The sequence below is a fragment of the Curvivirga aplysinae genome (assembly GCF_009711445.1).
Taxonomy (GTDB): Bacteria; Pseudomonadota; Alphaproteobacteria; order UBA8366; family Aestuariispiraceae; genus Curvivirga; species Curvivirga aplysinae.
Map to the genome: position 1 here is coordinate 16,075 of NZ_SMMC01000208.1, position 22,566 is coordinate 38,640.

General features: G+C 42.7%; 17 protein-coding genes and 1 pseudogene. 9 read left to right on the forward strand and 9 right to left on the reverse strand.

The genetic code is table 11. The features are described from left to right. Position 1 precedes the first annotated feature (1 nt). The 4 genes from E1160_RS14460 to E1160_RS14475 form a co-directional block, all read right to left on the reverse strand. A complete protein-coding gene (locus tag E1160_RS14460; protein WP_155156418.1) occupies positions 2 to 937 on the reverse strand; it encodes a LysR substrate-binding domain-containing protein in 936 nt (311 codons plus the stop codon). Between the two features lie 70 nt (positions 938 to 1,007). Continuing rightward, complete coding sequence (locus E1160_RS14465) at positions 1,008 to 2,498, reverse strand: aldehyde dehydrogenase (protein ID WP_155156419.1); 1,491 nt, start codon at positions 2,496 to 2,498, stop codon at positions 1,008 to 1,010. 91 nt (positions 2,499 to 2,589) lie between these two features. Then, entirely contained in the window at positions 2,590 to 3,273 is a 684-nt protein-coding gene (locus E1160_RS14470; RefSeq protein ID WP_155156420.1) for a DUF1028 domain-containing protein, read from the reverse strand. Between the two features lie 3 nt (positions 3,274 to 3,276). Continuing rightward, on the reverse strand, positions 3,277 to 3,696 hold the full coding sequence (locus E1160_RS14475) for a RidA family protein (RefSeq protein ID WP_155156421.1): 420 nt from the start codon (positions 3,694 to 3,696) through the stop codon (positions 3,277 to 3,279). Positions 3,697 to 4,192: 496 nt separating this feature from the next. Here E1160_RS14475 and E1160_RS14480 point away from each other — a divergent pair, with 496 nt between their 5' ends. Continuing rightward, positions 4,193 to 5,500, forward strand: a complete 1,308-nt coding sequence (locus E1160_RS14480) for a malonyl-CoA decarboxylase (RefSeq protein WP_155156422.1) — start codon at positions 4,193 to 4,195, stop codon at positions 5,498 to 5,500. A 20-nt stretch (positions 5,501 to 5,520) separates the two neighbouring features. Beyond that, on the forward strand, positions 5,521 to 7,047 hold the full coding sequence (locus E1160_RS14485) for a malonate--CoA ligase (protein ID WP_155156423.1): 1,527 nt from the start codon (positions 5,521 to 5,523) through the stop codon (positions 7,045 to 7,047). Here E1160_RS14485 and E1160_RS14490 read toward each other — a convergent pair. Further along, positions 7,044 to 7,949, reverse strand: coding sequence for a LysR substrate-binding domain-containing protein (locus E1160_RS14490; RefSeq protein ID WP_155156424.1), 906 nt, complete (start codon positions 7,947 to 7,949; stop codon positions 7,044 to 7,046). The two genes, E1160_RS14485 and E1160_RS14490, sit on opposite strands and share 4 nt — an antisense overlap. 202 nt (positions 7,950 to 8,151) lie before the next feature. On the opposite strand from E1160_RS14490, the gene E1160_RS14495 reads away from it, so the two are divergent. Next, positions 8,152 to 9,342, forward strand: coding sequence for a mandelate racemase/muconate lactonizing enzyme family protein (locus E1160_RS14495; RefSeq protein WP_155156425.1), 1,191 nt, complete (start codon positions 8,152 to 8,154; stop codon positions 9,340 to 9,342). A gap of 96 nt (positions 9,343 to 9,438) precedes the next feature. Here E1160_RS14495 and E1160_RS14500 read toward each other — a convergent pair whose 3' ends face one another. Beyond that, entirely contained in the window at positions 9,439 to 10,848 is a 1,410-nt protein-coding gene (locus E1160_RS14500; protein WP_155156427.1) for a M24 family metallopeptidase, read from the reverse strand. Positions 10,849 to 11,111: 263 nt separating this feature from the next. On the opposite strand from E1160_RS14500, the gene E1160_RS14505 reads away from it, so the two are divergent. The 3 genes from E1160_RS14505 to E1160_RS14515 all read left to right on the forward strand — a co-directional run bounded on the left by E1160_RS14505 (position 11,112) and on the right by E1160_RS14515 (position 13,933). Then, positions 11,112 to 11,972, forward strand: coding sequence for an urea carboxylase-associated family protein (locus tag E1160_RS14505; RefSeq protein ID WP_155156428.1), 861 nt, complete (start codon positions 11,112 to 11,114; stop codon positions 11,970 to 11,972). 160 nt (positions 11,973 to 12,132) lie between these two features. Next, positions 12,133 to 13,047: a LysR substrate-binding domain-containing protein gene (locus E1160_RS14510; protein ID WP_155156429.1), complete on the forward strand. Its 915-nt coding sequence runs from the start codon at positions 12,133 to 12,135 to the stop codon at positions 13,045 to 13,047. Positions 13,048 to 13,126: 79 nt separating this feature from the next. Continuing rightward, positions 13,127 to 13,933, forward strand: a complete 807-nt coding sequence (locus E1160_RS14515; RefSeq protein WP_218048924.1) for a substrate-binding periplasmic protein — start codon at positions 13,127 to 13,129, stop codon at positions 13,931 to 13,933. A 61-nt stretch (positions 13,934 to 13,994) separates the two neighbouring features. Here E1160_RS14515 and E1160_RS14520 read toward each other — a convergent pair whose 3' ends face one another. The 3 genes and pseudogenes from E1160_RS14520 to E1160_RS14525 all read right to left on the reverse strand — a co-directional run bounded on the left by E1160_RS14520 (position 13,995) and on the right by E1160_RS14525 (position 18,055). Then, a complete protein-coding gene (locus E1160_RS14520) occupies positions 13,995 to 15,161 on the reverse strand; it encodes an aminomethyltransferase family protein (RefSeq protein ID WP_268890629.1) in 1,167 nt (388 codons plus the stop codon). Between the two features lie 15 nt (positions 15,162 to 15,176). After that, positions 15,177 to 16,430 (reverse strand): annotated as a pseudogene (locus E1160_RS17325) (FAD-dependent oxidoreductase); the annotation flags it as partial. Positions 16,431 to 16,471: 41 nt separating this feature from the next. Then, on the reverse strand, positions 16,472 to 18,055 hold the full coding sequence (locus E1160_RS14525; protein ID WP_155156431.1) for a trimethylamine methyltransferase family protein: 1,584 nt from the start codon (positions 18,053 to 18,055) through the stop codon (positions 16,472 to 16,474). Positions 18,056 to 18,271: 216 nt separating this feature from the next. Between E1160_RS14525 and thrC the strand changes: the two genes are divergently transcribed. From thrC to E1160_RS14540, 3 genes are all read left to right on the forward strand, one after another. Continuing rightward, on the forward strand, positions 18,272 to 19,699 hold the full coding sequence (gene thrC / locus E1160_RS14530; protein ID WP_155156432.1) for a threonine synthase: 1,428 nt from the start codon (positions 18,272 to 18,274) through the stop codon (positions 19,697 to 19,699). Positions 19,700 to 19,815: 116 nt separating this feature from the next. Continuing rightward, the gene (locus tag E1160_RS14535) at positions 19,816 to 21,426 is read left to right on the forward strand and encodes a GMC family oxidoreductase (RefSeq protein WP_155156433.1); all 1,611 of its coding nucleotides are present in this window, start codon (positions 19,816 to 19,818) and stop codon (positions 21,424 to 21,426) included. 1 nt (position 21,427) lies between these two features. Then, positions 21,428 to 22,528 (forward strand): mandelate racemase/muconate lactonizing enzyme family protein, encoded by a 1,101-nt coding sequence (locus E1160_RS14540; RefSeq protein WP_155156434.1) that lies wholly within the window; start codon positions 21,428 to 21,430, stop codon positions 22,526 to 22,528. Positions 22,529 to 22,566: the final 38 nt, after the last annotated feature.

The following is a 22,566-nucleotide window of genomic DNA, read 5'->3' on the forward strand; positions in this document are numbered from 1 at the left end:
CTTAATCCGTTGCTATTTGCGATCCAAAGAAATTATTATTCTTAAAAGATGTATGGCAATGATCCATAAAGGCATTCATGACCGCAGAGGTATAGTCGGTTCGCATAGATGCAACTCCAATAACTACGGGACGATAATCTCCCTCTAATGGCACATGTTTTAAAGCCAAACCTTCTGGGGACATTTCATTTTGTGGACGAAGATTTGCCAAACCATAACCAAATCCGTTTGCCACCATAGAACGCATAACCCCCATATCCGTCGCCGTTTCCCCAATCAATGGACGTAACCCTGTTTGATGGAAGAGAGATAAGAAATAATCTCGGCTTAACGGAAGGTCCAACATCACCATTGGATGATCAACAAGTTCCTCAATATTAATAGTTTTATGATCCGCTAAAGGATGGTCATGCGATAGCATCACATAAGGCGGCAATTTCGCTAAGGGATCAAAACGGATATCTTGTGGAATATCCAAATCATAAGTTAAAGCCGCATCAACCTCAGCTCTTGAAATTTTACTCAATAAGTTAGCTTGGTTATCAATATGCTGTGTCACCCAAACTTCCGGATAATCGCCTTCAAAACTCTTACGTAAACGCCCCATAACATAGGGTGCCATGGTAACAAGACATCCAATACTTAAGGGCCCCTTCACAGATTCGGTAATATCAGACGCCACATCATGAAGGTGTTCGGCTTTTTCTAGAAGAATTTTAGCTTCTTGCAAAAACCGTCTTCCACCCGGCGTCAGAGTAAGGCCCTGTGCATGTTGGCGTACAAAGAGTTGAATGCCAAATTGCTGTTCCAGTTGTGAAATAGCTGCTGAAATCGAAGGTGAGGAGATATGAATACGTTCAGAGGCAAGCGCAATTGAACCTGCCTCGCCTACGGCAACAAAATACTCAATCTGACGAAGTGAAAATCTTAAATGCATATTTAGAAGATGCCATAAATTCCGAAGCAGAACAAGAATCTACTTCGGAATTCCTTAATCATTAAAAGGCTTAATACTTGATCCAAGTTGTCTTGAGTGCAGTAAACTTATCTAACGCATGCAATGACAAATCACGCCCAAAACCTGATTGTTTCATCCCCCCAAATGGTGTCATTGGACTTAATGCATCCACTGTATTCACAGAAACAGTCCCCGCAAATAAAGCATCAGCAACACGATGAGCCCGACTAAGATCATTTGTCCAAACGGAAGCCGCTAAACCATATTCCGTATCATTCGCCATAGTCACTGCTTCTTCTTCAGTATCAAACGGGATCACACATAATACCGGGCCAAAAATTTCTTCTTTGGCAATCTGATGATCATGCGTCACATCATCAAAGATAGTCGGCGAAATGAATGAACCCTTACCATCAATTGTTGGTGCGTCCCCCCCGCAAACCAATGTGGCTGTTTCTTTACCTATCTGAATATAACGTTGCACATTTGAGGCTTGTTTCGCATCAACAATCGCGCCCATTCCTGCATCAGGATCCAGCGGGTTTCCCGGCTGCATAGTCGCAGCACGCTCTTTAAGCTTTGCAACGAATTCATCTTTAATACTGCGTTCAACCAACAGACGGCTGTTTGCAGAACAAACTTCACCCTGATTAAAGAAGATACCAAAGGCTGCCATATCCGCTGCCGCGTCAAGGTCTTTACAATCTGCGAAAACCAAATTGGGACTTTTACCACCCGTTTCAAGCCAAACCTGTTTCATATTGGACTGCCCAGCATATTGTTGGAATAACTTTCCAATCGCCGTAGAGCCAGTAAAAGTTAAACAATCCACATCATCATGTAATCCCAAAGCCTGACCAGCCGTTGGGCCAAATCCCGGCACCACATTTAAAACACCGTCCGGCACACCAGCTTCCTGCGCCAGCTCCGCTAAGAACAAAGCTGATAAAGGTGATTGTTCCGCAGGTTTTAAGACAACGGAATTTCCCATTGCCAAAGCAGGTGCACATTTCCATGTGGCCATATCCAAAGGAAAGTTCCAAGGGGTCACCGCACCAATAACCCCCAATGCTTCACGCTTGACAATTGCTAAATCACCAGCTGCTGTCGGGGCAACTTCATCATAGATTTTATCAATACTTTCGGCATACCACTGCCAAAACATGGCAGATCCCGGTATATCAACAGCCGCAGCATCTTCGACCTTCTTTCCCATATCAAGGGATTCAAGTAAGGCAAGTTCTTCCAGATTATCACGGATGAGATCAGCAAGCTTTAACAACACATCTTTTCGTTCCATCGGTGCTTTTTTTGACCAGACACCAGACTTAAAAGAAGCACGTGCAGCTTTAACAGCAATGTCGATATCTGCTGCATCACATTCAGCAACTTTAGTAATAGTTTCACCTGTTGCCGGGTTAATATTATCAAAGGTATTCCCGGATATCGCATCTACAAATTGGCCATTAATGAAGGCTTGATTTCTATATGTCAGTGACGCTGCTTTTGCTTTCCATTCTTCCAGAGTATGGAGTCCCATGATCCGCTTCCTCTATTTATAATATTTCTCAAATAAAAACGGGCGACAAGTTCCCTTTCGGTTCCCCATCACCCAGTTTACAAGTATGTTTCTATTCGTCACCGGGCACGCCATAACTTGGCGCATCAGATGGATTGATCCCACGGGTTACATAATCGGCCAATTGTGGCTTATAGATATTCCAAAGCTTGGTAAGCTCTTCGACCGGACAATTTTCTGTCCAATCCACACGTAAATCAGCCACAGGCCAACTCACCTTATCTACCAAACGCATACCAATAGAATGAATAGGGCCTGCTTCACCGCCTGCTGCCAACGCCGCGCGCATCACATCAATCAAACGGTCCCCAAGATAAAGACCTTTACCTTCGGTCTGTTTAAAACAATTGATCATTGCCCTTGGGACACCGTCATTATCTAGTAGATTTCCTGCACATGCGATGTTGTGGTCTTCTGCTTCAGCAAAAATACCCAGTGAATTTTCACCAGAATGAATAGCGGTATTACCATCTTTATCTACAATCAACACCTGTCGGTAATTCATATGGTTGTTAGATTGGCGCAAAATGTCACGAGCTTGTACCGCAGAGGCACCTTTTTCCAATAAATCCAGTGCTTTTGGACCCAAAGTTGGATCTGTAATATTTTGACTAGACACAGCCCCAACCCCCGCGCGGGCATTGGCACAACGTGCTGCTACAGCAGGTGAGGATGAGGAAACAGCCATACCAAACATGCCTGTTTCCTGACAACGTGCGACAACCGAAAAAGTCATCTTTTACTCACCTTCTGGAATAACGCCAGTTGCGTCGATCTCTACCAACCAGCCAGGGCGTGCTAATGCAACAACTACAAGTCCTGTACAAACAGGATGAACGCCTTTGATATATTCACCCATTGTACGATAAACGTCCTCACGGTGACGAACATCTGTCAAATACACAACCAACTTGGTTACATGCTCCATCTTGCCGCCCGCTTCTTCCATCAATTGTTTAATGTTTTGCATCACTTTATGGGTTTGATCCACTGGATCCGAACTACCAATATCTTCCGCGGTATCTAAATCTTGCGGGCATTGACCACGTAAAAACACGATGCGGCCTTGCGCGACACAACCTTGGGCCAAATCATTGTCCAGATTCTGTTCCGGGTAAGTTTTCTTTGTATTAAACGGACGAATTCGTGTGTGGGCCATTTGGGTCCATCCTTTATCTTTAAACGCTATCTTATTAGTTTCTAAAAAAAACAGACTGAGACCAGTCCCTGTTTCGAAATGATAGATTGAAAGCTTCTTTTGCTTTCGTAAAGTAAATCTTTTCACATCTTAGATTAGCCATAACCTAATCAAATCTTCGGATAGTTTTGATATACCAAGCAACCCTTTCCGTTTAGAAATGAAATACAACAAGTGTTAGATTCTTGTGATATTACTACCCCGATCCTTGCCACAACATGGATACATATCGTCACAACAATCTCCTATAGTTCTTTATAAGTTTGAACGAACCCCTTGTTGACCTGCCCTTGAAGTAGTGATCTTCAAGGGCTTTTTTTCGACTCTTTAATCCAAAATTAACTTCTACATTTCAATCACCCCAAACATCATATTTATTTCATTTGTATCCCGTTAATTCTTCTGCTTCAGTCTATAAAAGGATATACTGATACAAAGAAATAAGGGATGTATCGATATGAGTTTATTAAGCGATTTGCTTTCCAAAGTGAGCGACATTGGACGCTCGCTTCGAACACCATCTTCCATGTTAAACCTAAGTTTGGCAGAAGAATGCGAAGCTATGTTCTCCAAAAAAGGGGAAGCCACCACGCTTGCCCATGCGGCACAGATTCTCAATAGTTACGCCCAACTAGATGATAATGAAAGAAAACTTCAATTCTTCAAAGATATTCAAGCTAGATTTGGCATAGATACAACAGCCTTAGAAAAGGCCATTGAGGCGTGGCAGAAAGATCAAACAGAAACAGCCGCAAGGATGCTACATTTCGCATCGGAACCGCGTAGTCAGGACCTCATCAGACGCCTCAATCAAGCACCTAATGGTACATCATCATTGGTAAAGATGCGCACTGACCTACTAAAATTCATGAAAATCGAAGCCGACTTACGTGCCTTAGATAAAGATTTCTCACATTTATTTAATTCTTGGTTTAATAGAGGTTTTCTTGAATTACAACGCATTGACTGGAACACACCAGCGGCCATTTTGGAAAAAATAATCGCCTATGAGGCCGTCCATGAGATAAATGGATGGGATGATTTGCGCCAACGTGTAGGTGCGCCAGATCGTCGATTATATGGCTATTTTCACCCTGCCCTTGGAAATGAACCTTTGATCTTTGTTGAGGTTGCCCTCTTAAAAGAAGTACCCGGCGCCATTGGCCCTATCCTTTCTGATGATCGAGACCCTATTCAGGCGGAAGAAGCAACAACCGCTGTGTTTTATTCGATTTCGAACTGTCAAACGGGGTTGCGAGGGATTAGTTTTGGTAACTTCCTGATCAAACAAGTGGTTGAAGATCTACGTCATGAGTTTGAGAAATTAGATACATTTATAACGTTGTCACCTGTACCGGGATTCCGTAAATGGGCGGAAAAAGCCCATTTGGAAATGAGTGACAATCTTTCAGGTAAGGATAACGAGACACTAGGCATTTTAACGGCTTGTCAGAATGATACCGAAGTCATGGATGTACTGCCTAATTTAGATCATATGCCAGAGTTACTAGCCCGTTACCTTATCTCCAGCAAAGGTAAGGATGGCGGTGCTGTCGACCCAGTCGCTCGTTTCCATCTAGGGAATGGCGCCCGCCTAGAAAACCTCCATATGATGGGAGATATCAGCAAACGAGGCCTTAAAAATTCTTGGGGTTGTATGGTAAATTACCAATATCGCATTAAAGATATTGAGAAAAACCACGAAACATATGTAAATAATGGTGAAGTTATTGCCGCACCACATGTGGCAGGCTTACTCAAATAATCTCGACAGAGCCAATTCATATGTATGACCAGAACTATCTTATTCATCATTTGCGTCAATCATCTGTGGGATGCGAAAACGTAACTTTTGCATCTACACTAGATGGTAAAAAAATAAGTTATGGTGAATTATTCGTACAAGCCGAGAAGGTTGCGCAAGTTCTGGTCAATCATGGCGTAAATCCAGGAGATCGTGTTGCAGTTCAAGCTGATAAATCCCTTGAACAAATACAATTATATCTTGGTACAATGATGGCAGGCGCTGTTTTCCTTCCTCTAAACACAGCCTATACCTCACAAGAGATCGAATATTTCATTAATGATGCAAAACCTCAGATTTTCATCTGCGACCCGCGTCAAGAAAAAAACTATCAAAGAATAGTAGCTCAATGTGGAACGGAACATCTGCTTACCCTTGATGCGGATGGACAAGGAAGTCTTACAGGGCAAGTTCAATTAACGTCACCCGGTTTCAAACCTGTTTCACGCAACTCTGGAGACCTAGCCGCAATTCTCTACACATCTGGCACGACTGGACGATCCAAAGGGGCTATGCTGTCCCATCAAAATTTATGGAGTAACTGTGACACGCTCCGTAAAGCATGGCGTTTTACTTCAGACGATGTTCTCATTCATGCGCTACCAATTTTTCACAGTCATGGATTATTTGTCGCAACAAATACAACACTTGCCGCAGGTTCATCCTTAATCTTCATGGCGAAATTTGATGCCGATGACATTATAGATGCCATTCCAAATGCCACAGCTTTGATGGGCGTGCCCACATTTTATACACGCCTCTTAAAACAAGAAAAACTCAACAAAGACTATGTTGCCAATATGCGCATCTTTATTTCTGGTTCTGCCCCCCTACTCGCAGAAACGCACGACCAATGGCAAGCGAAAACAGGTCATGCGATTCTAGAACGATATGGCATGACCGAAACCAATATGAACACATCAAATCCTTATGATGGTGAACGTCGCGCGGGTACAGTTGGCTTTCCTTTGGAAGATGTAGAAATACGGATTATGGATCCTGAAACAGATCAATTATTACCAAACGATGAAATTGGCTCCATAGAAGTAAAAGGCCCCAATGTGTTTGGTGGATATTGGCAAATGCCCGACAAAACCAAAGAAGAATTGCGTGAAGATGGTTTCTTTATCACTGGCGACCTCGGTAAAATCGACGATGACGGCTATATCACTATTATCGGTCGCTCAAAAGATTTAGTGATTTCAGGTGGCTTTAACGTATACCCAAAAGAACTAGAATTACTGATCGATGATATGGAAGGCGTCAATGAAAGTGCGATTATCGGTGTCCCTCACCCAGATTTTGGTGAAGCTGTTATCGCAATCATCGTTCCAATGCAAAATGAGACTCTAAGAGAAGAAAACTTAAAATCTCATTTCCAAGATAGTTTAGCAAAATATAAACAACCGAAGAAATATCTTTTCCTTGAAGAACTTCCCCGTAACACAATGGGCAAAGTTCAGAAAAACCTACTTCGTGAGACTTACAAAGGTTTATTCACCGATTAAGCTGCCAACAAATCCTTACGCGCTTTATCACGTAACCAATCACGGAATAAAAGAACCTCCGGTCTTGGCTTTGTGCGTGCGTCCGGCAAAATCAAATAATGAGAAAACTCTGATTTCTCTTCAAAGATAAGTGGCTCTATCAGTTTTTTATCATCAAGTGCTTCTTGAGCAAAACTGCGATAAAGCAATGCAATTCCCTGATCCGCCATCGCCATCTTCATAGCAACCAGAGAACTGTCTACTTTGATAGAACTAATATCATCTTCAAATTCAATTTCATGTTTGCGGAATAATTGTTCCCAGCTGTCTTTAACACCCATCACATGGATTAGACTGTGTTTCTGTAAATCCTGAAGAGAGTTAATTTCACCAAACTTTTTAATATAGGATTCACTTGCGACGATAATCGTATTTTCTTCATAGACCAATTCAGCAACTTCACCGTCCCAATTACCGTCACCATAGCGAATATCAATATCCACCTTTTCGCCCATCAACTTATCTACCCAGTTTGAAGTATAGATACGAATGCCTACTTCCGGATATGCATCTCGGAATTCCGACATATTAGTCGCTAACCATTGGGTGGTAAAAGAGATCGGCGCACGAACGGTGATAGATGTCTCGCCCTGAACACCAAAAAGACCTACTGTGGATGATGATAATTCACCAAAGGCTTTACGCACCGATGGCAAATAAGCGCGTCCCATTTCGGTCAGGCGCAGACTACGAGGCAAACGTTCAAATAACGGAAAGCCTAAATGCTCTTCTAAAGAGCGTACTTGATAGCTCACTGCAGCAGCTGTCAGGTTCAATTCATCCGCAGCAGCCGTAAAACTAACTTTACGTGCTGCAGCCTCAAATGAACGTAACCAGTTCAGTGGCGGTAAATTATAAGCCATGGCCCCACATCCTTAACTTATTAAACCAACAAAAATTATAACATATATCTTCAAATAGTTTTAGGCCTCAGCCTCATAACCATTCACTTGTTTTTTGCATAAAGAAAAAACACTATGCTAAAAAACTAGGGACAAGCTCTATAAATTTAGGGCTAACCTCTATTCCATAAACGACACCTATGAGCGATCACGAGAAAAAATCATGAAACTCAGCGATATTAAAGTTTATACCGTTGCCACCCCTGCGCCACATTTTGGCGGACGCTATTGGATCTTTGTCAAGCTCACTACGGCCTGCGGCATAGATGGAATCGGCGAAGTATATTCCCCACCTTTCCATCCAGATGTAGTTGAAAAGATGATCGAAGACGTCTTTGAGCGAAATGTGAAAGGGAATGCACCTTCTGAAATTGAAAAAATGTATCGCAATGTATATTCGACAGGATATTCCCAGCGCCCTGATCCAACTTTGATGAGTATCTTCAGTGGCATCGAAACAGCTTGTTGGGATATTCAAGGCAAAGCACTAAATCGCCCTGTTTATGACTTACTAGGTGGGAAAGTACGTGATCGTTTACGTAGTTATACATATTTATATCCAAAGCCAGAAGATAAAACAAATGTCTATGCAGATCCCGATTTAGCCGCTGAACGCGCCGCCGACTATGTCGCGCAAGGCTTTACAGGAATTAAATTTGATCCTACTGGCCCCTATACTGCCTTTGATGGACGCTTCATTAATCTAGAAGATATGGATCGTGCAGAAACCTTCTGTCGTAAAATACGTGAGGCAGTTGGTAGCAAAGCCGATTTACTATTTGGCACACATGGCCAGATGACACCGGCAAGTGCAATCCGCTTGGCGCAACGTCTTGAGCAATATGAACCACTTTGGTTTGAAGAACCAACCCCACCAGACATGCCAGAAGAAATGGCCTTGGTTGCACGTGGTACAAAAATACCAGTGTCTACGGGTGAGCGTCTTGTCTCTAAATACGAATTCTCTCGGGTACTTCAAAATCGTTCCGCATCCATCTTGCAATTTGCAGTTGGGCGTGTAGGTGGTATTTGGGAAGCAAAGAAAATCGCTGGCATGGCAGAAACATTTTATGCTCAAATTGCTCCACATCTATATTGTGGCCCTGTTGAGGAAGCAGCCAACATACATCTATGCCTGTCTACACCAAACTTCCTAATTCAGGAAAGCATCCAAGATATGAGAAGCTTCCACGGGGATGTATTGAAAACACCAATTAAATGGGAAGAAGGTTATCTATACGCACATGATGCGCCGGGGCTTGGCATTGAATTAAATGAGGATGTTATTGCCGCGAACCCATATACGGATAGCGATCTACATTTAGAATTCCACCCATATAATTTTGACTTTTAAAAGTATACTTCACTGAATTATATTAACAAACTCAAAAAAAACGGCCGAAAGAACACTTCTTTCGGCCGATGTCTTCAATCAGATGGTTAACCTAAATTACGCCATCAAACGTTCATCTAATGGATAACTAGACATTACTTCATATCCATCATCCGTGATCAATACCTGCTCTTCTAATTTTACGCCTTCATGACCACCATGACGGCCCACATAACTCTCAACGCACACAATCATTCCAGGTTCCAAAACACCATCATAGCCATGATGTTCCCAATCCACAGGATAACGAACAGATGGATATTCATCACATAACCCGACACCATGATAAAGAACCCCATATCGGTTCGGCAGGTAATCATCAGGCAAATTTTTGGCTTCATGGGTCATGTCATAAAAAGACATACCCGGTTTCAATATTTTTGTATTTGCCTCTATCTGTTCCACTGCCATTTGATAAAGATGGCGCTGCTCATTGGTGGGCAGACCATCCCCACATAACCAACTGCGTGAAATATCGACGCAATAACCGTAGGAACCAATCAAATCTGTATCGAAAGAAACAAGATCTCCATCTTCAATGACGCGTGCGGATGATTCTTGGAACCATGGATTGGTTCGTGGGCCTGACGCCAATAAACGTGTTTCAATCCATTCGCCACCTCGGCGGATATTTTCTGCGTGCAAAATAGCCCATAAATCATTTTCGGTCATACCTACTTTCAGATTATCTTCCATGACTTTCATTGAAGCTTCACAGGCCACAATCGCACGGCGCATACATGTTAATTCATCAACGGATTTGATCTTGCGGGCTTCTTCCATCAAATCTTCGCCATAGATTACTTCAACACCATGCTCATTTAAAAATGGAATACCGTGAGAATCTATCTGGTCAAAAGCTAAGCGCTTATTGCCGCCACCATATTGATGAACCAAATCAGCAGTGATCTTTGCCCATTTCTTTGCAAATTCTTCTGTACGCCCACCTGCTTCAAAATAGAACCACGCCACGCCCGGATGTACTTCATCAACAACTTCAGAATGATCTGAAAGATGTTCACAATTATGGAAATCATATAAGATCACCGGCCCATCCGTTGCAATAAAACAGGACCGCACAGGATTATGCGTTGTCCATAGTTGCATATTTGTAGTGTCTGTTGCATAGCGTATATTCAATGGGTCATAAAGGTAAACACCAGCCAGATCTCTGGCACGCAATTGTTCGCGAATACGTTCAATTCGATAATGGCGCATAGCAGATAGATCTGGCTCTAGAAGGCCTGCGGCAGCCCATTCATCTTCCGCTAATTTTCCATAACCAATAACATGTTGATTGTGATTTGCCGCTTTTTGTCGCGACCATGCTTCCAAAGCTTCATAGCCAGCATCTGGCCCAGGATGATCTGGTATTTCGAAAGGTGCAATTTTTCTTTTATGGCGTGAAAATCCAAAAATTGATTGGATACGGACATTGGTCGTCCCTCCCTCTAATTCCTGTATCATTATGCCTTTTTCGTGACATTTCACATTATGAAGGCGACTTTCTTATTATCCATGGATTAGTTGTTATTTTTCTTTTTCTGTAAATCTGAAAAAAACTAATGTCGGATATCGAATTTTTTCACGAAATTGGTGAAAGGAGCTTCTCCATAACTGATCAGTGAAAAGGGCGACAAGATTTTATTCCCGTTTTTTATTAGCCTTGTTGATCAAATCCCCCTATCGTCACTGCCATAAAAACAACAAATTGAATAAGGGAGAAGAGCATGCCACAAACACCACATTATCAAGAACCATCCGATGCAAAAGAACGTCGCGCACAAAAGCCAATCATTTGTTATGATGTCGATTGCGTACCTGCTTATGAAAAGGATTTTTATGAAAATGCCCGTGCCAATATGGTGAAGGTAGATGAAGTGACGGTACCGCCACGTGACGGAAAAACATTTCATGTCCCTAAAGGACATTTCTTCCGCATTAACAGTGTAGAGGGGCCCCAGGTTGGTGACTTAAATTTGTTCAACGCCCATAACATGCAAGAACGTTTCTTTAGTGGTAAAACCCGCCAATTACACGCCACACATGTGTCAACTGGGGATCGGTTATGGAGTAACCTTCCTTATCTACGTCCACTTGCAACCATTACACATGATACGTTGGATTGGTATGGCTGGGATGAAGACGGTGGTGGTGTCCATGACGTAATCGGAACACGCTGTGATCCCTATACGAACCATATGCTCAAGGGCGTGGATTATAACCATTGCTGTCACTCAAACTTAACCCGTGCGGTTGTTGAGGGCACTGATATGACCGTTGATCAAGCAGAACCAATTGTTCACGACGTTTTAAATGTTTTCATGTGCACAGGCTTCACCAAAGACACCCATCAATATTTCATGAAAGCCAGCCCAGTTCGTCCAGGTGATTTTCTAGAAATGTTTGCGGAAATTGACTTAGTAGGGGCATTATCAACATGTCCGGGCGGGGATTGTGGCAGCAGTCATTCAGATGACAGTACAGCTTGTTATCCCTTACATGTGGAAATCTTCAAACCGGCTGATGGCGCGCTTGAAGGATGGCAAGAATCCCAAGCAAGTGGCTATGGCGGCAAGCACGGATTATAATCCCGATTAACAAACTGGTTTCAATGCGACATGGATCATTAATAAGGTCGCATTGAAGCCAGAAAAACTTATAATTCATACTTGAAAAAAAACAATAATTACCCGACATTTATGCACCGGAATTGGAGCTTACAATCACTTGATTGATTGGGTATGAAACATGATGAATCGTCGCCTTTTACCTTTGAACTCTCTTCGTGCTTTTGAAGTAACTGGCACGCGTCATAGCTTTACCAAAGCTGCTGAAACTTTATCAGTGACCCAAAGTGCGATTAGTCGCCATGTTATTAACTTAGAAGATCTTCTTGGGGTGAAACTCTTTGAACGTCGCCCACATACATTAGAATTAACAGAACAAGGTAAAGCGTTGCTTCCTGCGTTAACGCACGCATTTGATACTTTAGAAGAAGCTTTAAACCGCTTACAAAATGAAGAAACGTTAATCCCTCTTAAAGTCTCTTTTCCGCCAACCTTTGCTCATTATGGTGCAGCCCCCTTACTAACGGAATTTCAGAACGAAAATCCTGAAATTACATTGCATCTAAGTACACCGCGACGGCCAACGGAGTTGCGTAAAGATAATCTGGATTTAGCCGTTATTTACTCAACGCCTCAGGTGTCTGATTATGTAATGGATTTACTATGGCAAGAAAAAATAACACCGCTTTGCCATCCCTCATTACTTTCAGAGGATGACATAGATAAACTGGATGTTGCTCAGATCATATCCAAAAACCAAACGGTTCACGTCAAAACCGTGGACGGCCCCTTTATGACTTGGGATAATTGGTTACGAAAAAACGGATTAAGCAAAGACACCCAGACAAGTCCGGTCTTCGATACTGCGCATCTGGCCGCCCAATATGTGATTTCAGGCAATGGTATTTTCATTTCTGACCCTAAGTTATTCGCCAAAGAGATAGCAGCAGGCCAACTCATTGCTCCATTCCCGGAACTGATCCATGAAAGTGGGTATGGATATTACTCTGTTTGTTTGCCTGAAGATATGAACCATTTTGCAGTTCAACAATTACGGAATTGGCTTATTGAACGTTTCTCAGATAAGGTCAACTAATCTAGAAGTATTCTAAGTATAGTTCACAAAATCATCTATTCGGTATATGCTGTCCTTTAGATACAAAAGGATAAAGCCTATGCGGATTGCTCAACATGGCTTAAAGATCATTTTGACTATTCTATGTTTGTTGTCTGTCGGTTTCGGCCTCAACAAAACTCTCCATGCGCATAATTCTCCTATTCTCGTATGCTATTCTACGGATCATTTCCCTCCTTTTATCGTTGGACAAGGGGAGAAGATCCCTAAAAACCCTGGCATCCAAATTGAATTACTGCAAAAAGTAATAGAAGCCGAAAAAACTAAATTCACCCTGATCCGTCGCCCTTGGAAACGCTGTCTAAAAATGCTTGAAACAGGGGAAGTCGACATGATACCCGGCGCATCTTTTCTAGAATCTCGAAGCAAATACGCTAAATATCCAAGAGATAAAACAGGCGCATTAGATAATGAACGCAAGTTTATCAAATCTGAATACTTAATCTTTTATAATATTCGAAATAATTCTGACTTAAGATGGGACGGAGAATCACTTTCAGGTGTAGAAAGGCATATAGGGGCAGAGCTAGGTTTTTCTGTCGTCACACATTTAATGGAAGATGGGTTTAATATATTGGAACTGGAAAATACTGCGAAAGGATTAGAGCTTCTGGAGAGGGGAAGAATCGATGCATTTGTTTCTTTTTTAAATCTGGTGAATCCAATTTTGGAAAAGAAAGATCATACTATAAAGCACTTCTCAAAACCCTATCTTAGCAAGAATTACTATTTAATTATGAGTAATAGTTTCTATTCGGCACATCCTGCATTATCTGAGCGAATATGGGATAGAATTCCTGCCGTAAAACGAGAAATGGCAGATTATCTAAATAAGAAATATTTTTAAAATAAAAAGAACCCACAGGAAGAGTAACCTGCGGGTCTAGGTGTAGTGGAAGTTTGGTGAATTAGCCGCGCATGCGTTCAGCTTTTGGATCAAATGGTGGTTCGGTCAACAATGTTGCCGGACGACGTTCTCCCATAATCTCAACTTCAAATGCATTTGCAGCTACATCAGTGGCTACTTCACTTGGGACATATCCCAAAGCCAATGATTTCTGTGTATGATGCGCATACCCACCAGATGTTACCCAGCCAACGGTTTTGCCATCATGCCAAATTGGTTCATCATTAATCACATCTGCATCATTTACCTCAATATCCAGAAGAACCAGTTTCATCTTGCTGCCTTCTTCTTTCTCTTTCAGGGCCGCCTCTCGACCAATAAAATCTTCTTTTTGCACAGATACAAAACGCCCCATGGCAGCTTCATATGGACCATAAATCGGACGATATTCTGTAGACCAAGACCCAAAAGCCTTTTCCATGGAGAGGGATTTCAAGGCGCGACCTCCAAATAGTTTCAGGCCGAACTCTTCACCCGTTTCCATCAAAAGGTCGAACAAAGCGATTTGATATTCTGGTTTCACCCAAATTTCATATCCCAAATCACCTGTGAAGCTAACACGCCCGACCAAGGCCGGGATCATGCCGATATCCATCTTGCGGATATCCATGAATTTCAAAGCTTCGTTGGATAGATCATCACGCACAAGTTTCTGTAACAAGGCACGAGATTTCGGACCTGCGATAGACAGGCCAAGCAAACCAAGCCCCAATGCATCAATGCGAACAGAACCATCTTCTGGTAAATGCTGCTCAAACCAGCGCATATGATATTCTTCAGCAATACCAGTACCGATCACATAAAATTCGTCTTCGCCTAAACAGCCGACTGTGAAGTCACCGATTAAACCGCCTTCATAATTCAACATGGGCGCCAAAACCATACGGCCAATCTTAGGGGCCTGATTAGCAAAGATATAGTTGATCCAGTCGCGCGCACCAGAACCTGTGACTTTGTATTTCGCAAAGTTGGATGTTTCGATCATACCCACATCTTCACGAACCGCACGACATTCTTCGGCTACATGTTCAAACGCATTAGAACGTTTGAAGGTAATTTCTTCAACAGGTTCAACACCTTCTGGTGCAAACCAAAGCGCATGTTCCAGACCATAAGACTGACCAAAGACAGCACCACGTTCTTTCAAACGGTCATAGATGGGCGTCATCAAATGATTGCGGGCTGCGGGTAATTCTTCATTTGGATAAGAAATACGGAAACGTCGGGAGTAGTTTTCACGCACCTTGGCATTTGTATATGCCAAGGTCGCCCAATCCCCATAACGTGCCACATCCATGCCCCAGACATCAAATCCCGGATTTCCGTTGATGATCCAATTCGCAAGCGCAAAACCAACACCCCCACCTTGGGAGAAGCCAGCCATGACACCACAGGCTGTCCAATAGTTAGTCAGGCCACGGATCGGACCAATCAATGGGTTACCATCCGGCGCGAAAGTGAATGGACCGTTGATAATTTGCTTAATACCTGCTTCGGCGAAAGGAGGGCAATGTTCAAAGCCAACAGCCAAGGAATCACTGATACGATCCAAATCAGGTGGCAGTAATTCATGACCGAAATCCCAAGGTGTATCAACAGGGGACCAAGGAATACCACCTTGTTCATATGTCCCCATCAACATGCCGCCACGTTCCTGACGCATATAAATCTCGCCTTCAAAATCGATGGCATGGCAAATTTCTTTACCTGTGCTTTCGTTGAATTCTTTTACTTCCGGCATATCGTCAGTCAAAAGATACATATGTTCCATGGCAAGAACAGGAAGTTCGATGCCAACCATGCGCCCGACTTCACGAGCCCATAGGCCTCCAGCATTAACCACATGCTCTGTGCGGATGGTCCCTTGTTCTGTAATAACATCCCAGCTGCCATCAGTATTTCAGCGAAGTTCTTTGACAGGGTTACGTAAGTAAATCTCAGCACCATTTTTCTTCGCGGCACCCGCATAGGCATAGGTTGTGCCGGATGGGTCCAAATGGCCTTCTTGTGGATCATACATTGCCCCTTCAAATTGATCGGGGTCGATTAATGGAAACACTTCTTTGGCTTCTTCCGGAGTAATCAATTCTGTATCCATGCCAAGGTAACGACCTTTCGCATGCGCCAATTTCAAGAAATCCATACGTTCCTTGGTGCCGGCTAACATGATACCACCGGTTAGATGCACGCCACAGGATTGACCAGAAAGTTCTTCAATCTCTTTATAAAGTTCAATAGTATAGGATTGCAGTTTTGCCACATTCGGATCGCCATTCAACGTATGAAAACCACCAGCCGCATGCCATGAAGAACCTGATGTTAATTCAGAGCGTTCCACTAAAACAACGTCTTTCCATCCCAGTTTTGTTAGATGATAGAGGACACTACAACCAACAACGCCACCACCAATCACGACCACTTGTGTATGTGTTTTCATTTTTTAATTCTTTCGATCTTTAATTTTGTTCTTATGTTTGCTTAGAAATCAGAAGGCGCGCCGCCTTCGGCCTTGCGACGATCCACAAAGGCATTCAATTCTTCTTCGATTGCCGGATCAATGACTGGCTTTTCATACTCACTCAAAGCTTGTTTATAGATTTCACTTGCACGGGTTGTGGTATCTACGCGCCCTGCATCACGCCATGTTTCAAAATTGCGCCAGTCAGACATAAACGGACTATAGAAAGCACTCTTATATCGTGCCTGTGTATGGGCGGTGCCAAAGAAATGTCCACCCGGCCCTACATCTTCCATCGCTTCAAAGGCAAGTGTCTCTTCGGAAACCTCAATTGGTTGCAGATATTCCGCCATCTGTTGAAGCATATCCACATCCACCACAAATTTTTCGAAAGATGCACATAGGCCACCTTCTAACCACCCGGCACCATGCATTAGATAGTTTGCCCCCCCCATAATTGCGCCCCAAAGTGCCATTTGGGATTCATAGGTTGCCTGAACATCAACACAATTAGACGCATTTACATTGGATGAACGGAATGGCACGCCATAATGACGGGCAAGCTGTCCACTAATTTGGGCCGCGCGGGTATATTCAGGTGTCCCAAATGCAGGTGAGCCAGTTTTCATATCCACGTTAGATGTGAACCCGCCATAAACCACAGGGGCACCTTCCCGCACCATTTGTGCAAAGGCAATACCTGCTAAGGCTTCCGCATTTTGCTGGGCAATGGCGCCCGCCACTGTCACAGGAGACATGGCACCTGCTAATGTAAACGGCGTTAGTACAACCACTTGATTACGTCTGGACATCTCAATGATACCCGTCAACATATGTTCATCATAAATAAGAGGCGAGTTCGCATTAATAACTGTTGTCAGGCTTGGTTCTTGATCAAATTGTTGATGCGACACGCCCCGGCCGATACGTGCGATTTCCAAAGCATCACGGTTACGTTCAACCCCAAGAGAATAGCAGCTGTATACTTTGTCGCTTAGGAGAGTGAGATCGCGCAAGCAATCCAGATGCCGAATGGAGGGAGCAATATCTGTTGGTTCAACAGGATATCCACCAAAGAAATGGATTGTGTTAAAATACTGTCCCAGTTTTACAAATTTCATAAAATCTTCGTAATTGCCGGAACGACGCCCCCCCTCTATGTCGCCAGCATTTGGTGCAGAAGCGACGGTAGAAAAGTTAACATTTTTCCCGCCAACACAAAGATTATGATTTGGATTACGTGCGTGCAGGATAAATTCTGAGGGTGCCTTATTTACATATTTCATCACCAGCTCGCGACTCATCCTAACGCGAGTTGTCGTTTCATCCACCTTTGCGCCCGCCTCTTTCAAGATACTGCGCGCTTCGGGTAATAAGAAATTCATACCAATTTCTTCAAGGATTTTCATAGAAGCATCATGGATACGTTCAATAGCCTCATCTGAAACAACCTTAATGGGATCATAGACATTGACCAGATTACGCCAAGGAGATTGGATAATCTTATGATTGCCACTATTATTACCTTCCCCACGCCCGGCGCGACGCCCACCTCTGCGCCCTGCACGTCCATTTGAGGTTTCTGCTTTGGTTGTATCCAACATATGCTCATTCCACTTATCTTTATCATTGTTGGTCTTAGTGCTTAAGACAGACTAAAACCCTTTTAAGCCAATACAGCTTGAACTTGGACACAAAGCAAATTCCTAAAATTTGAATGCGGTATTACTTTTTTGAGGCTCCCCAAATTTCTTTTCATGCCTAGGATGCATTCGCATCAATAAACTCGTTTTTCCGATAATTTATAAAGGCGATGCATTATGCTTTTTGAAAGTACCCGCGGGGGTGTTTCCGATGTGAATTTTGATGAAGTTCTTTTATCTGCCATGGCAAAAGATGGCGGTTTATATGTACCGCAAAACCTCCCCACGCTATCATGTGAAGAGCTTCAAGCTTTAAAAGGGAAAAACTATAAAGAGTTGGCATCTGAGTTATTGCCGCATCTATTGGGTGATCATATCCCCAAACATGTCATTCAAGAGATTGTGGAAAATGCTTATGGCTCATTCCACCACAATGCAATCGCACCTCTGAAACAGTTAGATAACAATCTTTGGTTAATGGAGCTTTTTCACGGCCCCACAATCGCATTTAAGGACTTCGCCCTTCAATTTTTAGGTCACCTTTTGGATTACACCCTTCATAGAGAAGACAAAAAGGCAATAATTATCGGGGCAACATCTGGTGATACTGGATCAGCAGCAATAGAAGCCTTGAAAGACAGTGAGAACATCAGGTTATATATGTTACATCCAAAAGGACGTGTGTCGGATGTTCAACGCAAACAAATGACAACGGTTCAGGCAGACAACATCACCAATCTAGCAATTAATGGCAGTTTTGATGACTGTCAGGCAATGGTGAAAGCTTTAATCAACGACAAAGAGCTTAATGAAAGTGGTTATGTAACCGCCGTAAATTCCATCAACTGGGCGCGTATTGCGGCGCAAGTCGTCTACTATTTTTATGCAGGCCTCAATCTGGGTACGCCTGAAACTAAAATCAATTTTGTTGTACCAACAGGTAACTTTGGAAATGTATATGCGGGTCATATCGCCCGGTCTATGGGCTTGCCGATCAATAAATTAATCATCGGGTCAAATCGAAATGACATTCTCACGCGCTTCTTCGAAACTGGTAAAATGGAAGCTCGGAATGTGAAACTGTCACTTACACCAAGCATGGACATACAAATTTCAAGTAATTTTGAAAGGCTCTTATTTGAACTTTTCGATCGTGATGGAGAGCAAGTTAAGCGACTTATGAACGACTTCAAAAGGAATGGATTATATGAAGTTTCTGAAGAGATATTAACCAAAGCAAAATCTCTGTTTGACGCATATCGTGTAAGTGATGAACGTACGGTTGAAGTTATCCAAGAAATCTTCGATCAAACTGGTGAAATTCTTGATCCGCATACCGCCATCGGTGTCGAAGCAGTAATTACAAACAAAAAAACATCATCCACTCCCACAATCGTATTGGGAACGGCTCATCCGTCGAAATTCCCTGAGACGGTCAAAAAAGCTATTGGATGCCCGCCCGTCTTACCCATATATCTGGATCATATTGTGGCAGGTGAAGAAAAAGCTATCGAAATGGAGAATGATATTGAAATACTTCATAAATTCATAACTGAAGATCAAGGATACCGTCAATTAAGAACAAATAAAACCACCCCAATTTAGGATTTCGACAAAATATTTTAGGTATATCTCAAAGATTTTTTTGCTTTTAAATTTCCCTGTCGGCATGCATTCAAGAAGGTAAGATTTCGTGAATGTTTTGGTATAGGTAAATTTCCATGACTGAATTTGATTATATCATTGTTGGTGCTGGTTCTGCCGGATGCATTCTTGCTAATAAGTTAAGTGAGAATGGCAAATATACTATTGCTCTCCTGGAAGCAGGCGGCAAAGACGCTTCCCCTTGGGTTAAAATGCCTGTGGGATATGGCAAAGCTTTTTACAATGACAAACTGAACTGGAGGTATACTGCACAACCCGAAAAAGGTTTAAATGGGCGTGCAGATTATTGGCCACGTGGAAAGACATTGGGCGGATCAAGTTCCATTAATGCGCTCGTTTATTGTCGTGGTTTACCTAATGACTTTAATGATTGGGAAGAAGCCGGTGCTAAAGGTTGGGGCTGGAAAAATGTAAAACCACATTTTGAAGCGATCGAAACAAATGTAGGTCCAGATGGCAATAAAACTGGCAATGGTCCGATTCATGTATCCGATGTTTCTGATCAAGTTCACAAAGTGTGTCGTCATTTCTTTAACGCTTCGGAAGAGCTAAGCATCCCCCGGACAAAAAACCATAATAGCGATGAGTATGAAGGTGCCAGCGAATACCGGATCACGACCAAAAATGGTTTTCGAAGCTCTTCTTCCACAGCTTTCTTGCATCCAGTTAAGAACCGCTCAAATCTCAAAATCATTCTCCATGCGGAAGTTGATCATATAAAATTTGAAAACAAACGTGCAGCCGGTGTGGTTTATCGTCAACATGGCCGACCCCAAATTATAAATGCACGAAGAGAGGTTATCCTTTCAGCAGGAACAGTAGCTTCTCCTGTCATTTTGCAACGATCAGGATTGGGACCTGCACGAATATTAAAACAGCATAATATTCCAGTTCTTGTGGACAATGAAAATATTGGTGGGAATTTACAAGATCACCTTGGTATCAACTACTATTTCAAAGCTACAGAACCTACATTGAACAATGTTCTTTCTCCGTGGTGGGGTAAGTTATTAGCTGGTATGCAATATGTATTTACCAGAAAAGGCCCTTTATCATTAAGTGTGAATCAATGTGGTGGTTTTTTCAAAAGCGATACCTCTCTCGCCTATCCAGATCAACAACTTTATTTCAACCCAGTCACCTATACGACACAAGTTGCGGGAAAGCGAACTGCCATTAATCCTGATCCTTTCGCCGGATTTATTATTGGCATGCAACCATCGCGCCCAACAAGTCGAGGCCGCATTGATATTGCCAGCACTAATCCTAGTGATATGCCGTTAATTCAACCTAACTATCTTTCTACAAATAAAGATATGCAGGATGTCATTGCAGGGGCAAAACTTTGCCAACGTATTATGAACACGGATGCTATGGCAGAGCTGATCAAGGAACCAATGAATGATGATTTCCGTAAAATGGATGATGCATCACTATTAAAAGATTTCCGTAACCGTTCCGGCACGGTCTTCCATCCCGTTTCCACCTGCAAAATGGGGTCTGATATTTCAACATCCGTCACAGATTCAAATTTAAAAGTTTTTGGTGTAGATGGCTTACGTGTGGTGGATGCTTCCGTCTTTCCAAATGTGACTTCAGGGAACACAAATGCCCCTGTTTTAATGCTCGCCCATCGTGCAGCAGATTTAATTTTAAAGGCCGATTAAAATGAAAATTACCAAACTAGAAACATTCACAAATGAATTTGTTGGCTTTGTTCGCCTCACCACAGAAGACGGTAAACAAGGTTGGGGACAAGTATCCACATATAATTCCGATATTACATGCCAGATTTTTCATCGCCAAATTGCACCATGGGCATTAGGTGTAGAAATCGAAGATATTGAGACTGTCATCGATAAAATTCCAGAACATGAACATAAATATCCGGGTTCATATGTGTTACGTGCCATGTCCGGTTTGGATACGGCTGCTTGGGATTGGCGCGGTAAAGTCGCAGAAAAACCAGTAGCGGAACTCTTAGGTGGCTCTGCCGGAACTATAAGAAGTTATGCATCCTCCATGCGTCGCGATATCACACCACAAGATGAAGCTGATCGGCTCAACGCCCTAAAAGATAAATATGGTTTTGATGCTTTCAAATTCAGAGTTGGAGCTGAATGCGGAAGAGATGTGGATGAATGGCCTGGTCGAACCGAGGAGATTGTTCCAACAGTCCGTAAAACGTTAGGCGATGATGTTTCCCTGCTTGTAGACGGTAATTCCGGTTTTTCCGCAAAGCGCGCTATCGAAGTTGGTCATATGTTGGAAGCAAACGGTGTGGAGCATTTTGAAGAACCATGCCCTTATTGGCTTATGGAAGAAACGAAACAAGTCACCGAAGCCCTATCCCTAGACGTCACTGGCGGTGAACAGGATTGTGATTTCCAACATTGGAAACGTATGATGGATATGGGGGCAGTAAACGTGATCCAACCAGATATTCTATATATGGGCGGCATGATTAGAACCATGGAAGTGGCCAAGATGGGGGCAGAACGAGGATATAAATGTACGCCACATTGTGCAAATCTATCCATGGTTACATTATTCACCATGCATCTATTACGTGCTATACCAAATGCAGGAAAATATCTGGAATTCTCTATCGAAGGGCCGGAATATTATCCATGGCAACAAGAGCTTTTTGTAAAAGATCCATATCAAATTATAGATGGTAAAGCGACTGTTACTGATGAGCCCGGTTGGGGAGTTGAAATTAATCCTGAATGGCTAGCGACTTCCACCTATCAAATCAGTGAGATATAGTTCCACTGACTTTATTAAGAGAGGATTAGTTCTACTAA

Bases quoted from the DNA above. Each gene is read 5' to 3' on its own strand.
- E1160_RS14460 (WP_155156418.1), bottom strand. From the start codon at position 937: ATGCATTTAAGATTTTCACTTCGTCAGATTGAGTATTTTGTTGCCGTA.
- E1160_RS14465 (WP_155156419.1), bottom strand. From the start codon at position 2,498: ATGGGACTCCATACTCTGGAAGAATGGAAAGCAAAAGCAGCGTCACTG.
- E1160_RS14470 (WP_155156420.1), bottom strand. From the start codon at position 3,273: ATGACTTTTTCGGTTGTCGCACGTTGTCAGGAAACAGGCATGTTTGGT.
- E1160_RS14475 (WP_155156421.1), bottom strand. From the start codon at position 3,696: ATGGCCCACACACGAATTCGTCCGTTTAATACAAAGAAAACTTACCCG.
- E1160_RS14480 (WP_155156422.1), top strand. From the start codon at position 4,193: ATGAGTTTATTAAGCGATTTGCTTTCCAAAGTGAGCGACATTGGACGC.
- E1160_RS14485 (WP_155156423.1), top strand. From the start codon at position 5,521: ATGTATGACCAGAACTATCTTATTCATCATTTGCGTCAATCATCTGTG.
- E1160_RS14490 (WP_155156424.1), bottom strand. From the start codon at position 7,949: ATGGCTTATAATTTACCGCCACTGAACTGGTTACGTTCATTTGAGGCT.
- E1160_RS14495 (WP_155156425.1), top strand. From the start codon at position 8,152: ATGAAACTCAGCGATATTAAAGTTTATACCGTTGCCACCCCTGCGCCA.
- E1160_RS14500 (WP_155156427.1), bottom strand. From the start codon at position 10,848: ATGATACAGGAATTAGAGGGAGGGACGACCAATGTCCGTATCCAATCA.
- E1160_RS14505 (WP_155156428.1), top strand. From the start codon at position 11,112: ATGCCACAAACACCACATTATCAAGAACCATCCGATGCAAAAGAACGT.
- E1160_RS14510 (WP_155156429.1), top strand. From the start codon at position 12,133: ATGATGAATCGTCGCCTTTTACCTTTGAACTCTCTTCGTGCTTTTGAA.
- E1160_RS14515 (WP_218048924.1), top strand. From the start codon at position 13,127: ATGCGGATTGCTCAACATGGCTTAAAGATCATTTTGACTATTCTATGT.
- E1160_RS14520 (WP_268890629.1), bottom strand. From the start codon at position 15,161: ATGACGCCCATCTATGACCGTTTGAAAGAACGTGGTGCTGTCTTTGGT.
- E1160_RS14525 (WP_155156431.1), bottom strand. From the start codon at position 18,055: ATGTTGGATACAACCAAAGCAGAAACCTCAAATGGACGTGCAGGGCGC.
- thrC (WP_155156432.1), top strand. From the start codon at position 18,272: ATGCTTTTTGAAAGTACCCGCGGGGGTGTTTCCGATGTGAATTTTGAT.
- E1160_RS14535 (WP_155156433.1), top strand. From the start codon at position 19,816: ATGACTGAATTTGATTATATCATTGTTGGTGCTGGTTCTGCCGGATGC.
- E1160_RS14540 (WP_155156434.1), top strand. From the start codon at position 21,428: ATGAAAATTACCAAACTAGAAACATTCACAAATGAATTTGTTGGCTTT.